The 15,243-nt window shown below is 61.4% G+C and carries 12 protein-coding genes and 3 pseudogenes; 7 read left to right on the top strand and 8 right to left on the bottom strand.

Annotation, left to right across the window (positions count from 1 at the left end):
- Positions 1-78: 78 nt before the first annotated feature.
- From FIU81_RS08925 to uxuA, 3 genes and pseudogenes are all read right to left on the bottom strand, one after another.
- Positions 79-1,060, bottom strand: a pseudogene (locus FIU81_RS08925) (IS5 family transposase).
- 66 nt (positions 1,061-1,126) lie between these two features.
- A complete protein-coding gene (locus FIU81_RS08920; RefSeq protein WP_254696054.1) occupies positions 1,127-2,572 on the bottom strand; it encodes a mannitol dehydrogenase family protein in 1,446 nt (481 codons plus the stop codon).
- Positions 2,573-2,607: 35 nt separating this feature from the next.
- Complete coding sequence (gene uxuA / locus FIU81_RS08915) at positions 2,608-3,819, bottom strand: mannonate dehydratase (RefSeq protein ID WP_124111579.1); 1,212 nt, start codon at positions 3,817-3,819, stop codon at positions 2,608-2,610.
- 120 nt (positions 3,820-3,939) lie between these two features.
- Between uxuA and FIU81_RS08910 the strand changes: the two genes are divergently transcribed.
- The 6 genes from FIU81_RS08910 (at position 3,940) to yiaK (ending at position 9,686) form a co-directional block, all read left to right on the top strand.
- Complete coding sequence (locus FIU81_RS08910) at positions 3,940-4,695, top strand: GntR family transcriptional regulator (RefSeq protein WP_124111578.1); 756 nt, start codon at positions 3,940-3,942, stop codon at positions 4,693-4,695.
- On the top strand, positions 4,683-5,657 hold the full coding sequence (locus FIU81_RS08905; RefSeq protein WP_124111577.1) for a TRAP transporter substrate-binding protein: 975 nt from the start codon (positions 4,683-4,685) through the stop codon (positions 5,655-5,657). Before FIU81_RS08910 ends, FIU81_RS08905 begins: the two co-directional genes overlap by 13 nt.
- An 80-nt stretch (positions 5,658-5,737) precedes the next feature.
- The gene (locus FIU81_RS08900) at positions 5,738-6,250 is read left to right on the top strand and encodes a TRAP transporter small permease (protein WP_124111576.1); all 513 of its coding nucleotides are present in this window, start codon (positions 5,738-5,740) and stop codon (positions 6,248-6,250) included.
- A gap of 4 nt (positions 6,251-6,254) precedes the next feature.
- Positions 6,255-7,532 carry a TRAP transporter large permease gene (locus FIU81_RS08895; RefSeq protein ID WP_124111575.1) on the top strand — a complete coding sequence of 426 codons (1,278 nt, stop codon included), beginning with the start codon at positions 6,255-6,257 and terminating at the stop codon, positions 7,530-7,532.
- 16 nt (positions 7,533-7,548) lie between these two features.
- Entirely contained in the window at positions 7,549-8,598 is a 1,050-nt protein-coding gene (locus FIU81_RS08890; RefSeq protein ID WP_124111574.1) for an L-idonate 5-dehydrogenase, read from the top strand.
- A gap of 74 nt (positions 8,599-8,672) precedes the next feature.
- Positions 8,673-9,686, top strand: a complete 1,014-nt coding sequence (yiaK, locus tag FIU81_RS08885) for a 3-dehydro-L-gulonate 2-dehydrogenase (protein WP_124111573.1) — start codon at positions 8,673-8,675, stop codon at positions 9,684-9,686.
- Between the two features lie 27 nt (positions 9,687-9,713).
- On the opposite strand, the gene FIU81_RS08880 is transcribed toward yiaK, so the two are convergent.
- The 3 genes and pseudogenes from FIU81_RS08880 to FIU81_RS08870 all read right to left on the bottom strand — a co-directional run.
- Positions 9,714-9,902 (bottom strand): hypothetical protein, encoded by a 189-nt coding sequence (locus FIU81_RS08880; RefSeq protein ID WP_124111572.1) that lies wholly within the window; start codon positions 9,900-9,902, stop codon positions 9,714-9,716.
- Between the two features lie 103 nt (positions 9,903-10,005).
- A pseudogene (locus FIU81_RS08875) lies at positions 10,006-11,276 on the bottom strand (IS3 family transposase).
- Positions 11,277-11,441: 165 nt separating this feature from the next.
- A pseudogene (locus tag FIU81_RS08870) lies at positions 11,442-12,328 on the bottom strand (IS481 family transposase); the annotation flags it as partial.
- Between the two features lie 290 nt (positions 12,329-12,618).
- On the opposite strand from FIU81_RS08870, the gene FIU81_RS08860 reads away from it, so the two are divergent.
- The gene (locus tag FIU81_RS08860) at positions 12,619-13,224 is read left to right on the top strand and encodes a peroxidase-related enzyme (RefSeq protein WP_124111570.1); all 606 of its coding nucleotides are present in this window, start codon (positions 12,619-12,621) and stop codon (positions 13,222-13,224) included.
- A gap of 187 nt (positions 13,225-13,411) precedes the next feature.
- Here FIU81_RS08860 and FIU81_RS08855 read toward each other — a convergent pair whose 3' ends face one another.
- Entirely contained in the window at positions 13,412-14,278 is an 867-nt protein-coding gene (locus FIU81_RS08855; protein ID WP_124111569.1) for a hypothetical protein, read from the bottom strand.
- Positions 14,278-15,141, bottom strand: a complete 864-nt coding sequence (locus FIU81_RS08850; protein WP_124111584.1) for an NAD-dependent epimerase/dehydratase family protein — start codon at positions 15,139-15,141, stop codon at positions 14,278-14,280. The genes FIU81_RS08855 and FIU81_RS08850 overlap by 1 nt, the downstream gene beginning before the upstream one ends.
- Positions 15,142-15,243: the final 102 nt, after the last annotated feature.

Genomic DNA, 15,243 nt, shown 5'->3' with positions numbered 1-15,243 from the left:
GTAATTCTACTTTTGGCTCAGTGTGACTCTGTTGCGCAAATCGACTGATGGGCAAGCTTCCCCTTTCCCCGGACGCGCTTATCCCACGACCTGTGTGATGGGTATGCCGAGCGCGGTGAAACCGTTCATGACGGCGATACGAACCTGAAGCTCGGCGACCTGACGGTCTGGGTCACGTGCCATCAGCCGTGGGCCCAGCAGCTTCATGCCGTGCATCTTCGTCTCGACGCGACTTCGGCGGTGGTAGCCACTCCATTTCCGCCAGAGCGCTCGGCCGAGGTATTTCGATGCGCGGAGGGCCTCGTTGCGCGCAATCGCGCCAGCCGTGTCCGGCTTCCAGGGTTTGGCGTTCTTGCGGGGCGGAATGACAGCGGCAGCGCCCCGGTCGGCGATGGCATTGTGGCACTTTCGGGTGTCGTAGGCGCCGTCCGCAGTGACGCTGCCGATCTCCTGGTCGGGCGGGATCTGGTTGAGCAATTCGGGCAGCATGGGCGCATCGCCGATGTCGCTGCTGGTGAACTCGACTGCCCGAATTTCCAGAGCTTTCTCGTTAATCCCGAGGTGAACCTTGCGCTACACACGGCGTTTGGCGCCGCCATGCTTGCGGGCATTCCATTCCCCTTCGCCCTCGACCTTGATCCCGGTGCTGTCCGCTGCCCGGCAGGGTCATGCGAAGTATGATCCCGAGAGGGGATCAGAAGGTGCAGCGGTCCCTCCGACCCACGATAAGGTATGCTCACGTCCAGTGTCTTCTGACGGCGGGACAGCGTGCTGAAATCCGGCACCGTCCAGTCCAGCCCGCTCAGTTGCAGGAGGCTTTCGACAAAGCCGGTTGTCTGCCGGAGGGCCAAGTCGAACAGCACTGTAATCGTCAGGCAGGTCTGGATAGCACGATCGCTATACGTCCGCTGCCGGCCGCGCTTGCCCGTCGGAGTCGCCTCCCATGTCATCTCGGGATCAAACCAGATCGTCAGCGAGGTCGCGAAGCGATGCGCTTGAGCGCTTCGTTATAGGCCGCCCAGTTCTTGATCTTGTAGCTCGGGGGTGTCGGTCTGCTCATAATCGCCAGCTATCACGCTGGATTCACGAGACGAATTTCCAACCCGATTTGCGCAACAGAGCCATTTCACAGATTACTTTCAATTGTTAGAACTTCTTGGGCGATGCAATTCGAAGTTGAGGCTGACAGCATTTCGAACAAAATTTCGGTCACCTGTTCGCGGAAAGGCGCATCAAATTTCAACGCTTCTGGCACAAAGCTCGGGAGGGTGAAAAGAGCCTGCGCAATAGCGGATGCGTCGATCAGATTTGCAATCCGGTTTGCAATCTCGTCCTCCCGTGGGTCGCGTAGCGCGTGGTCGTAGCCATTGTCACGATTACCTTTACAGTACCGCATCCAGGCGGCGGTCGCGAATGCGAAGGCACCCGTTTTCTGACCCGCGCGCGATGCATCCATAGCGGGGGCGAAGATACGCTGGGGCAGCTTTTCGGTGCCGTCCATGGCGATCTGGTAGGTTTCGTGGTCAAGGTTGGGGTTCTCGAACCGGCGGATCAGATCGGCGGCATAGACGTCAAAGTCTATTCCGTTCAGCGGTGGCAAGGTTTTCGCCGCAGAAGCCAGATGCCTTCGCACCAGCGCCGCCAAGTCAGGATCTTGCATGACGTCTCGCACATAACGATGCCCGGACAGGAAGCCGGCATAGGCCAGCATGGAGTGCGTGCCGTTCAGCATCCGTAGCTTCATCATTTCGTAGGGCGCAACATCATCCACGAACAGCGCGCCACCCGCTTCCCAAGCGGGGCGACCGGTGGGGAAGTGATCCTCGATGACCCATTGGGAAAACGTTTCAGTTTCGATCGCAGCGTGATCGTCGCGGCCAAAGATACCGCGGACCTTTGCCGGGAGATCAGCAGCTGCTGCCGGTGTGATGCGATCGACCATGGAAGAAGGGAAGGCGACATTCTCGGCGATCCAATCCCGCAGCTCCGGATCGAAGCACGCGGCAAAATCGAGGATCAAGCCGCGCGTCAGTTTTCCGTTGTTAGGTAGATTATCGCAGCTCAGGATGGTGAAGGGCTTATTACCTGCGGCACGACGTGTAGCCAAAGCCTGAACCAGAAGGCCCGCAACCCCGGCAGGTGCGTCCGGGTGTTCCAGATCGTGGGCAATGGCCGGATGCGCCGGATCGATGCCGCCGGTGGCGCGGTCAAGGCCATAGCCCTTTTCTGTCACCGTGATCGTCACGATCCGTGTCGCGGGGCTGGCCAGGGCGGCGCGAACGCGGCCGGCGTCGCCATGAGCGTGGGCCAGCGTCTGTGCAACGGACCCGATCACACGCGCCGACGTGCCGTCTGCCCCTGCCGCGATAACGGTGAAGAGGCCGTTCTGAGGACGCAGCTCCTCAACTGCATCGGCCGAGCGCAGGCTGACGCCCGTGATGCGCCAGTCGCCGCCTTCGGCTGCGAGTGCGTCGTCGGTATAGACGGCTTGATGCGCCTTGTGGAACGCGCCAAGGCCAAGATGAACGATGCCTGTACCGTGGGCATCGCGGTCGTAGGCGGGAATCTGCACGCCGCTCGGGATGTCGTCGATGGTTTTCAGTCTGCTCACAACGATACACTTTCATGGCTAAGGGCCGCGATGACGCCCCGCAGTTCCGCCAGCCCCTTAAGGCGTCCAATGGCCGGATAGCCCGGCTGCGCCTTGCGGGACTTGTCATCCAGAATGTCCTGCCCGTGATCGGGTCTGAACGGGATGGACGCATCTGCGCGCCCCGCGTCGCGCCGCCGCACCTCTTCGCGCAGGACGGCGGCGATGACGGCGACCATATCGGTGTCTCCGCCCAGATGCTCTGCTTCGTGGAACGAGCCGCGGATCTCGGTACTTTCGCGCGTGACGTTGCGCAGATGTAGGAAATGGATGCGATCGCCCAACCGGTCGATCATGCCGGGCAGGTCGTTATCCCCCCGCGCGCCCAGCGATCCGGTGCAGAGAGTGATGCCAGAGGCGGCGCTGGGCACGGCTGTCATCAGTTTGGCGTAATCGGCTTCGGTCGACATGATGCGGGGCAGGCCCAGAAGCGGGAAGGGTGGGTCATCGGGGTGGCAGCAGAGGCGTATCCCCAGTTCTTCCGCGACGGGCGCAATTTCGTTCAGGAACTCGATAAGGTTCCCGCGCAAAGTGTCCGGGCCGATCTGGGCGTAGTCGGCCAACAGCGCGCGCACGTCATCCAAAGAGAAGGATTCGGCAGCGCCTGGCAACCCGAACACTACATTACGCGCCATGGCCTCCTGATCGTCAGGCGTCATTGCGTCGAACCGGCGCTGCGCTTTTGCGGTCAATGCGGCGTCGAAGTCGGACGTAGCTCCGTCGCGTTCTAGGATGAACAGGTCGAAGGCGGCGAAATCGATAAGGTCGAAGCGCATACAGGTCGCGCCGCTTTCGACCTCATGCGCCAGATTCGTGCGCGTCCAGTCCAGCACGGGCATGAAGTTGTAGCAGATCGTCTCTATGCCCTCTGCCGACAGGTTGTGCATGCTCTCGATGTAGCCGTCAATGTGCGCGCGCCACGCGCCAGAGCGCATCTTGATCGACTCCGACACCGGCAAGCTTTCCACGACGTCCCAATGCAGGCCGGAGGGACGACCGTCGCGGCGTTTGGAAATCTCGGCTTTGCGTTTCGCGATCTCGGCGCGCGACCAGACCTGCCCGGTCGGGATGTGATGAAGCGCCGTGACGATCCCGCTGGCCCCGGCCTCGCGGACGTCTTCTATCGACACAAGGTCCTGCAGTCCGAACCATCTCCAAGTCTCGCGCATCTCATCCTCCCGTAAAGCCCGTATTGGCGACCGCAAACCATCGGCGCCGCTAAGCGATTCCACATATCTTGTGTACTGGTATGGCAGTATGGTAGCAAGTCCGCAGGGGAGGACGAATCGATGTTGAAAGAGCGCGACAGCTCTGGTGCCGAGATTGATCTGGCGCGGCCCATCGCGCCGCAATTGCGGTCTATCCTGCGTCGCCGCATCGTTCGAAACCTCTTGAAACCTGATCAGAAGATTTCCGAATCCGAGATTGCCGCGCAGTTCGGCGTTAGTCGCCAACCGGTACGCGAGGCTTTCATCCGCCTTGCCGACGACGGCCTACTGTCGATCTTGCCGCAGCGCGCGACGCGCATCCGCCGGATCGATATCGCCGAGGTGCGCGAAGCCCGCTTCATCCGCGAGTCGGTGGAGTCCGACATCGTGCAGGTACTGGCGCAGTCATCGGATGCGGCCACAGTCGCCAAACTGCGCGATCTGGTGGATCAACAAAACCGCATCGACGCGGGCGATCCGGTCGCTTTCATGGTGGCTGACGAGGCGTTCCACCGCGAGCTGGCGAACTCTGCCGCGAAGTTCGGGATCTGGCGCAAGCTGCACGGCCTGAAGACACAGATGGACCGCGTTCGTTTCCTGTCTCTGGAACAGTTTCCGATCGCCAAGTTGGTCGAACAGCATGCGGATATCGTCGACGGAATCTCGAAAGGCGACCTTGGCGCTGCCGAGGCTGCACTTCGCACGCATCTGCGAGAGGTCTTGGCCGACCTGCCGCTGATCGCACACCGAAATCCCGACTTTTTCGACGCCATCCCAGATGGGGCGGAGGATCGGGTGGTCATACTTCATGGAGGAGAGACAGAATGGCTATTATGAAGAAACTCGCAACCGTGGCGACGCTGGCCCTGCTGGCCGGTCCGCTTTCTGCCCAAGAGCGCACGCTGCAGCTTGGACACCTCGCGAATGAGGACAATTCCTGGCACCTTGCGTCCGTCAAATTCGCCGAAGAGGTCGAGCGTCTGACCGAAGGCCGCATTGCCGTCGAAGTGTTCCCCAACGAGTCGCTGGGCAAAGAAATCGACCTGATCAACGGGATGCAGCTTGGCACTGTTGACATGACGATCACCGGCGAAAGCCTGCAGAACTGGGCGCCGATGGCTGCCCTGCTGGCCATTCCCTACGCCTATGGCTCGCTGGAGCAGATGGACGAAGTCGCGGGCGGCGAGACCGGCGACGAGATCGAGCAGCAGATCATCGAGCGCGCACAGGTGCGCCCCTTGGCCTACTTCGCCCGTGGTCCGCGTGAACTGACGTCGAACCGCGCCATCGAAAGCCTTGACGACCTGGAAGGCCTGAAGATGCGCGTGCCGAACGTGCCGCTCTTCGTCGACACTTGGGCCGCACTGGGCGCTCAGCCGACGCCGATGGCCTTCTCAGAGGTCTTCACCTCGCTGCAGAACGGCACCATCGACGCACAGGAAAACCCGCTGGCGCTGATCCGGTCGGCCAGCTTCGCGGAAGTGCAGAGCCATGTGAACCTGACCGACCACGTGCGGTCGTGGATCTACCTGGCGATCGCCGAGCAGACCTGGAGCCAGCTGTCCGACGAAGATAAGCAGGCGCTTCAGGAAGCGGCTGACATCGCGCAGGAGTACGAGCGTGGGCTGTTCGAAGAGAGCCTAGCCGCAGACCGTGCCTACCTGGAAGAGCAGGGCATGACCTTCGTCGAAGTCGACAACGCGGCCTTCGCGGCAGCGGCCAAGGAAGCGGTTCTGTCCAACGTCGCCGAAGAGATCCGCCCGACGGTGGAAGAGCTGTTCGCAGCCCAAGCCGAGTAACGTCGGTCTGAAAAGAAAGGGCCGCCAGCGCAGATACGTCTGGCGGCCCGCAGTGCTTTATCCCGTTGGATCGGATTGCCATGCGGTTCCTTCACCTGATCGAGCGTTACGTGCTCATCGTTTTTCGCGCCCTTGTGGGCGTTGCCTTCCTTGTCCTCATCGTTGCCGTGCTGATCCAGGTGACTGGACGCCTGACCGGAAACTCGCGGGTCTGGACAGAGGAACTGACGCGCTTTGCTCTGCTGTATCTGGCGGCCATCGGCGCTGGCCTGTCGATGCGGACGGGCGATCTTGTGAATGTCGATATCGTATCCGAGGCGATGCCGGAGCGTATCGCATGGTGGATGCGCTTCGTGTCTGCCGTTCTGGTCGCCGGGCTTGGGCTTTACCTGCTTCCGATGGCTTGGCGCTATACCGAGATCGGCTTCTTCCAGACGTCCCCAGCGCTGGGCTGGCAGATGGCCTACGTGCATTTCACCATTTTCCTGATGCTGGCGCTGCTCGCGTTCTTCGCCCTGTTGCGCGTCGTTGGCATGATCGCGGGTACGAACAACGGTCGGCCCGATAACCTGAACACGTGGCAAGAGGACTGATGCGATGGACGTGACGATCCTGTTCTCGGTCTTCATCATAGGCCTGATCATCGGCGTGCCCGTGGCGGTGACGCTGGGACTGGCCTCGCTGGCCTACATCCTGACGACCGGACTGAACCCGGTGGCGATCCCGCAGAAGATGTATGCGGGGATGGACGTCTTCGTGCTGCTGTCCATTCCGGGCTTCATCCTTGCGGGCAACCTGATGAACCGCGGCGGGATCACCAATCGCATCATCCGCTTTGCGTCTGCCCTCGTTGGCTGGATTCGCGGTGGCTTGGGGCTGACCAATATCGCGGCCTCCATGCTGTTCGGTGGTATCACCGGCACCGCCGTGGCCGATGCGGCGTCCATCGGGGGCGTAATGATCCCCGGCATGAAAAAGGCAGGCTATCCGGCTGACTTCTCGGCGGCGGTTACGGCAGCGTCGTCCACCGTGGGTCCGATCATCCCGCCTTCTGTTCCGATGATCATCGTCGGCTCTCTGGCCGGGATCTCGGTCGGGCAGATGTTCGTCGCGGGCGCGATCCCCGGTATCCTGATGGGGCTGGCCATGATGGTGACGGCCTACATCATCGCACGCCGCAAGAATTTCCCGCGTCAAAGCTGGCAGGGCTGGGGAGAGGTCGCACGTGCCTTCGGATCGGCATCATGGGCGTTGGCGATGACCGGCCTGATCATCTACGGCCTGCTGTCCGGCCTTGCCACACCGACCGAAACCGCCATCGTGGCATCGGTCTATGCGTTGCTGGTTGGCGGCCTGATCTACCGAGAGCTGCCATGGCGCGCCGTGCCCGGCATTGTCATCGACAGTGCCATCGCCTCCGCCGGTATTCTGGCGCTGGTTGGGTTTGCCAACGTCTTCGGCTGGATCCTCGTGTCCGAGCGTATTCCGCAGGCGATTGCAGATGGCGTGCTGTCGATCTCGTCCAACCCGTTCTACGTAATCCTGATCATCAACCTGCTGCTGCTGTTCGTGGGTATGTTCATGGAGACCATTGCCGCGCTCATCATCCTGTTCGTCCCGCTGTCGCAGCTGGCGTTCGCCGTTGGCATCGATCCGATCCACTTCGCCACCTTCGCAGTGCTGAACCTGATGATCGGTCTGACCACGCCGCCAGTGGGGGTCTGCTTGTTCGTCTGCGCGGGCATCGCGCAGTTGCCTCTGACGCCGGTGGTGAAGGCCATCCTGCCGTTCCTTGCGACCAACATCCTGGTCCTGCTGGCGGTCAGCTACATTCCCGCGCTGTCCACCTGGCTGCCGCGCCTCGTGGCCAACTGATCCAGAAAGTCCAGCGATGACCGACGAAATCCGTATCTGCCGCTTGCACGCCAAGGGCGATCTGCGTGTCGAAACCGAAGCCCCGACCGCTCCCGGCCCCGGTCAGGTGTCCGTCGCCATCGGCGCAGGCGGCATCTGCGGATCGGACATGCATTACTGGCACGACGGCGGCATCGGCACGATCCGTGTGCAGGAACCGATCATTCTGGGGCATGAGGCGGCAGGCCTCGTCGCCGCGCTGGGTGAGGGCGTCAGCGGTCTGTCGGTCGGCGATCTGGTCTCGGTCAATCCCAGCCACCCATGCGGCGATTGCACCTTCTGCAATCGCGGTCTGCCGAACCAATGTGCGAATATGCGGTTTCTGGGCTCGGCCATGTATCTGCCCCACGCGCAGGGCTTGTTCCGTGACCGCGTCACCGTGGGGGCCAAGCAGTGCCACAGGGTAAATGGCGATGTGACCTTGGCCGAAGCGGCCTGTGCCGAACCCTTGGCCGTGTGTCTGCACGCAGCAGGTGTCGCCGGGGAGATCGACGGCAAGCGCGTGCTTATCACGGGCGCAGGGCCCATCGGCGCGCTGATGACGGCGGTCGTGGCCTCGAAGGGCGCATCGGAAATCGTGACGACGGACTTGCAAGACTTGCCTCTGGACGTGGCGCGCAAGATGGGCGCGACGGCTGTCGTCAACGCGGTGTCCGATCCGGTGGGCCTTGAACTGTGGAAAGACGACAAGGGCCAGTTCGATCTGGTGTTCGAGTGCTCCGCCGCCGCGCCCGCCATTGCTCAGGCCGTCGAATGCTTGCGCCCGCGCGGACGGTTCATCCAAGTCGGCTCGGCCGGGCCGACAGCCGTTCCGCTGAACCTGCTGGTCGGCAAGGAACTCGCATTCCTCGGCTCTTTCCGCTTCGACGAGGTAGAGTTCGCCGCAGCCGTCGACGCCATTGCAGCCCGCCGTGTCGACGTGCGACCTGCGATTACCGGATCATGGCCGGTTGAGCAGGCAGAGGCCGCTTTCGCCAGCGCCTCAGACCGAACCCAATCCGTGAAGGTCCATCTGACCTTCGATTGAAGAAAACACCGACCCTCTGTCGGATGGGTAGGAGGCTTCGATAACCATAACACCCACAAAAGCAGGAGAAGATCATGGGCAGGATCGCATTCGACGAAATGTGCAGCACGGTCACGCGGGCGTTCGTCAACGCCGGCATGTCAGAGGATAAGGCCCTTCGATCCGCGCGCGTTCATACCGAATCCAGCTTGGATGCAGTCTACTCGCACGGCCTCAACCGGGTGCCCCGTTTCGTGGAGTATCTGCAGAAAGGGTGGGTCGATGCCGACGCCGAGCCAACTCTGCTGCGCGACATGGGCCCGATGGAGGTCTACGACGGCCAGCGCGGCCCCGGCATCCTGAACGCGCTGACGGCGACGGACCGGACGCTTGAACTGGCGGCACAACATGGTCTGGCGATTGTGGCGCTGCGCAACACGACGCACTGGATGCGCGGCGGTGCTTACGGGTGGCGCGCGGCAGAGCAGGGCAAGATCCTGATCGCTTGGACCAATACCGAATCCTGCATGCCCGCATGGGGCGCGAAAGACACGCGGTTGGGGAACAACCCGTTCGTCATGGCTGTTCCGCGCAAAGAGGGGCCCGTCGTTCTGGATATGGCGATGTCGCAATATTCTTACGGCAAGCTTCAGACGACCCGGCTGAAGGGCGAACAGCTGCCCTACGCCGGTGGCTTCGATGTCGACGGCAATCTGACGACCGATCCCGTTGCGATCGAGGAGTCGCGCCGGATCCTTCCTACCGGGTTCTGGAAGGGATCGGGGCTGGCCATCATGCTGGACATACTGGCGGCGGCCTTGTCCGAAGGGTCGGCGACGCACCAGATCGACGGCATTGATCAGGGTAGTTGCACCGGCTGTTCGCAGATCTTCATCGCGTTCGATCCCGACCGTCTTGGCACGTCCGAGCATCTGCAGCAGGCGGTCAACGGAATGGTAGACTATGTGAACGGATCACAGCCCGCCGACCCGAATCGCGCTGTGACCCATCCCGGCCAAAACACCGTGGCCGCACGTATGGATCAGCAGAAGAACGGCATCCTCGTGGACGACGATATCTGGCGGGAAGTTGTCTCTTTGGCGGGGTAAAACCCGCGACGGAAATTGGTCCGGTCCCTAGCTGATGGCCGCCCTGGATTCGGTGAAAGCGTGCAGCTTTCCGGACAAGGCCAGACCGATTTTATCACCCACCATCGCCGAGGTGTTGCCGTCGGCGCGCAGGGTGATCTTGCCTGCCTCTTCCGTGCCGAGAATGAGAAAGCTGTCAGCGCCAAGGTATCCGACCACTTCGACCGCGGCATCCAATATGCCTTCGCCGTGGGACCTCGGTTGAAGGTCTTCGGCTCTTTAATACAACTCATGCGGGGTGACGACCTGCGCGATGGTCCTGTGACCTGCCACTGAACTTTCATCCAGCCGCGACCGGAGCCCGTTTGGTGTTTACGCCGATTGGCGCAGGTTGAGCAATCGCCCGACGCGCGGAGCTTTCATCTCGCGCAGCGGGGCGGGCGATTGCGGTGTTCAGGGTCCGCGCGTAGTCGACCGGGGTCTGGTAGTCCAAAGCCGAGTGTGGGCGTTCGGTGTTGTAGTCGGCAGCCCATGCTGCGATCACGACCCGTGCATGGGCCAGGTTCTGGAACATGGTCTCGTTGAGCAGCTCATCGCGCATCCTGCCATTGAAACTCTCAACGAAGCCGTTCTGCATCGGCTTGCCCGGCGCGATGTAGTGCCATTCGACCCGGTGCTCGGAACACCACCGCAGGATGGCGTTACTGGTCAGTTCGGTCCCGTTGTCCACTGCCCGGCAGGGTCATGCGTAGCATGATCCCGAGAGGGGCTGACAGTCATGCCAGGCGTCCCGCGGCGCTCGATCAGGGCCGTCAGTTCACGCGCCACACGGCGCCCCGAGATCGAGGTGTCCGGGATCGCGGCCAGGCACTCCCGGGTGACGTCGTCTACAACGTTGAGCACCCGGAAGCGCTGGCCGTTGGCGAATTGATCATGGACGAAATCCAGCGATCCCGCTGCCCGGCAGCGGTTTGCATGCAAACCGCGAGAGGGGGCGTGCATTGGCCCGTGCCTCGACCAGGATCGGTGCCCGCGTTCCGACCGCCTTGCGCCGCGCCTTCCGCTTGCGCACCGTCAGCCCTTCCTCACGGTAGAGCCGATAGATCCGGTTGATCCCCGAGGGTTCACCCTCGCGGCGCAGCAGGACGAACAGGCGCCGGTAGCCGAACCGCCGGCGCTCGTTGGCCAGGTCCCGCAACCGACCGCGCAGCACCGTATCCGGGGCACGCCGAGAGCGATAGCGGATCATCGTTCGATCCGCGCCGACGATATGGCAGGCCCGCCGTTCAGACAGGCCATGCTCGGCCCGAAGATACGCAACCGCTTCACGCTTCACGGCGGGCCCTACCACTTTTTTGAAACCAGATCCTTCATCGCAGCCAGATCCAGCATCTGCTCGGCCAGAAGCTTCTTCAGCTTGGCGTTCTCATCCTCGAGCGCCTTCAGCCGCTTGGCCTCCGACACCGTCATGCCGCCGAATTTGGCCTTCCAGTTGTAGAAAGTGCCTTCCGACATGCCGTACTTGCGGCACAGGTCCGCGCACTTCGCGCCGGCCTCATGCTCGGCAAGGAAGCCGATGATTTGCTCGTCCGTGAATCTCGTTCGCTTCATTGTCCGTCCTCAAGTTGGGGCGGACTCTAATCGACAGTGGAGGAAAAATCCCGTGGCAGGTCATTCGTGCAACAACGCCCATTACTGAACTTGTTGCTACTCATCCTGGCCTCCTTGCCTGAAAATTAGCGAAGAAGGCGTCCACGATACACGGGGCTATTCACTGAGCGTCTTGAGCCGGCGGGCGAAGTTGTAAGCTGCCATGAAGTCGGCAAGGTGCGTGCGCAGTTGGTCGTGGCTGTCGTAGTGGTACCGTTTGACGGTAGCATCCTTGATCGTGCGGTTCATTCGTTCGACCTGACCGTCCCTCGGGAAAACAGTCCCCCGGACTGTTTTCTGGCCCTCGGAACTCCACGGGTGGTTCGGCTTGGTCAGTCGATGCTCGATCCCATTCGCCTCGCAGATCATGTCGAGACGCATTTGCCTGGAGGACGCTGTGTTCCGGTTGCGAGGTTGCTCGGCGAACTGGATGCCGTTGTCCACTGCCCGACAGGGTCATGCGCAGCATGATCCCGAGAGGGGGTGAGAATCGTGTGGATGCGATAGGGAACCGTCTTGAGCAGAAGCTCGAGGAACTCCCACGCGGTCTTCCGATCCGCCTTATCCACGAGTTGGGTGACGGCAAACTTTCTCGTCCGGTCAGTACCCACGAAAAGAAACAGCTTGCCCTCGACCGTCTGAACCTCGGCAATATCGATATGGAAGAAGCCGATGGGGTAGCGCTTGAACTTCTGCCGCTTGGGTTTGTCGCCGCCGACATCCGGCAGTCGCGAGATCCCATGCCGCTGAAGGCACCGATGCAGTGCTGACCGGGTCAGATGCGGGATTGTTGGCTGCAAGGCATAGAGACAATCATCCAACGGCAGTAGCGTATGGCGTCGGAACGCGACGACCATCGCTTCCTCTGCCTCGGTCAGAACGGTCGAACGCGGCTCTCGAGGTCCGGTCTTAAGGTCCTCGACCGTCTGCCGCTTCCGCCACTTCGCAACTGTCTTGGGGTTGATACCCAGCTCTTCGCTCAGTTGCGCGAGTGAAGTTTGCGATCGCTGTATTGCAGCTCTGACGGCGTGCGTGCCCTCTCATGGTTTGCGAGCAAACCATTGCCGGGTAACAGTACGTGGCGCTCCCGTGACGAACTTGTCCCATAATGCTTCCTTCCAAGCCTGCGAAAGGATCACACCATCAAACCGTGGGATCAAACACCTGCGGCAGCCGATGTCACAGCCCTGCAGGACGCGGGCATCGGTGACGCCGATATCGTCCGTTCGAGCGAATTGAACGCCTTTCTCGCCTATCAAATCCCCGTTGTCGAAGGCCTCCGATTGCTGACGAAAGACCGCATATGACGGACGTGCTGACGAAGTTTACCCGCAAGGTGCCGCAGTGGCGCCCGCGCCTCACCCCGGTCGATTTGCAGCTGGCGACCGACGAACAGCTTGCCGCTCTCAAGGTCACGCCGTCCAACACCAAGGTGTCGGCTTACGTGCTTACGCTGGCGCATGATGTGGAAAGTCTCGCGGTCCGGTCGCCGCTCTTCAACGCGATCATGTACGACACGGGAGGGATGCGCCGCGCCGAGCGCGAGCTTGGGGCGCTTGGGTCTTCAATGGTCAACCATTGCGTCTATTGCGCGGCGGTCCATGCAGACCGTCATACACAGATCGAGAACTCCACCGACGTGACGGATGCTCTGTTCCGCGACGGTGTGCAGGCTGACCTAGGACAGCGGGATCGAGCGATCTTCGATTTCGCAGTTGCCCTGTCCGCCTGTCCTCCCGCCGCAACTGATGCGCATATGGACGCCCTGCGCGATGCCGGCTTGGACTCGAATGAGGTCCTTGACTTGATCTTGTCGGTGTCGCTGTTTGGTTGCGCCAACCGACTGATGCATGTGCTGGGCGATCCCGTCAGACCGGCAGAAGACATATCAAAAACGGGACGAATGTGATCCGGAAAGTAGGTAAGCCCGGCGCTAGGTCATGCTAGGCGGTGGCTATTCGTCATCCTGCTGATGCCTGTAACAGGCATTCCTTCGTCGTCCGATTTCAGCACGAGTGACTTCTACGGCTCGCTACATCTCGATGTCTTACCGTCTTTTATTATGGGGCTGCCTATCCGTGGTAGCATGGGCGCTGCTAAGCTTGGCTCGCTTCCGCAATGTCAACGGTCAGCCGCGCCGACATGATTTCGCCGGGACGCAGCATACGCAGGCCAGTCTTTGAGGGCACGTTCGGCAAGGCGTCGAATGCTCCGATGGCGTGGGACACAGGCTCTACGCATAAGTAGTTGGGTTTCCGGTGCAGGGTCAGATGATTCAAACCCGACACCGAAGATACAACCAGTTGCGCTTTGCCAATACGGATCGCCGCTGCACGCCAGTCCGAGAGGTCCTCAGTGGAGTCGAGATCAACGGTGCGCTCCTCCCAATCGGCACCAGACGTTTTGGACCTAATCTGCAAACGCACATCTGGCGGCGCAACAAAGTAGGGATGCCAGCCCACTCCGCCGGGCATGTTTGTGGTGCCGTCGTTGCGCAGGAGCAAGTCGAGTGTCAGGCCGTTCGGCGTCAGTGCAAACCGTTGGGTCGCGGTGAAGTCGATCGGCCAGTCCATGTCGGCAGTATATGCGAGGGTCATCTCGACGAAGCTCTTGCTCTCATCCGTGACCTGCCAAGGGCGGCGGTGCGCGGGGCCGTGCATGACGTCTGATCCGTTGGTCGCGTTGGAACGCAAGCGATGCGTGCCGCCGGGTAATCGCAAAACTGCGCCTGTCAGCCGGTTGTGGAAGGGGAAGAGCGGGTAGGCACCCGCCTTCGGCCATCGTGACAGGTCCGACACGCTACTGACCAGGGGAACCAGCAAGTCACCATAATCGACATGGCGTAGCATTTGCATCCGTCCACCCGCCTCGGGAAGAAATGCAACTTCCAGATGGTCATTGCGCAGGATGCGGCGGCTCGATGACGCTAGAATTTTCGCGATCGATTTCGCCGCGTTGTTCATCACGCCCCCCTGATCCTTCGGATGCCGTCGTGCGCGATTGCGCAGAACCGACCGCCCTGAAAATGGTTTGCGATTTCAGGCAGGGCGGAGGTGGCGTTATCATGAGCATCCGGGCCCGCGACGGTATCGCCGTCATCCTGCGGCACGTACCCCAACGCATGGGCGGTGGCGTTGTCCCACCAGCCAGAGCGCTGGTTCGAGATGCCATAAACGGTGGTGCAGGTGATGTCTGGATGCTCTAGCCCAATCAGAGCGAGCTGCGCCATATCCCGCGCGCTGATCCAGATCTTTCGGGCGCGTTCGTCTGCCGGGCGATCCGCCGCATTGCCGATCCGGATGTTCAGTGTGCGGATGCCGAACTTGTCGAAGTAAAGCCCTGCCTCCAGCTCTCCCCAGCATTTGCTGAGGCCATACAGCGTATCCGGGCGCATGGGCTCGTCTTCCGAAATTTGGGTGTCGCGGGGGTAGAAGCCGACGGTATGGTTGGACGATCCATAGACCACCCGTTCAATCCCATTCTGGCGCGCGGCCTCGAAGACGTTGTGCGTGCCAAGCACGTTCACGTTCAGAATATCGTCGATGTCGCGTTCGTTCGGGAAGCCTGCCAAATGGATGACACCGTCGACGTTCCGAAGACCCCGCACCATTGCGGCGGCGTCCGAGATGTCGATGTCGTCCCACGTTTCGTTCGGGCCAAGGTCACCGGGGTCGGCGCGGTCGATGATGTGTATGCTGCCGACTTTTCCTGCCAGCGCCTGTCGCAGGGCTGTGCCGACCCGTCCTGCTCCGCCGGTCATCGCGATCCGCTTTTCAGTGCGCACAATGGAAGACGCGTTGCCAGAGGTCGACTGTGACAAGGTCATATGCTCAGCACCTTCCAGTTCGGCCACGCGCCGCACCTGCATCGCCACACTTGGTGGGCATTGGAATGCAAGGTGATCAAGCCGGTCTCGTTCATTTGATCC

The organism is Palleronia sp. THAF1 (assembly GCF_009363795.1).
Lineage (GTDB): Bacteria > Pseudomonadota > Alphaproteobacteria > Rhodobacterales > Rhodobacteraceae > Palleronia.
This window is presented reverse-complemented; position numbering and strand designations above follow the sequence as displayed.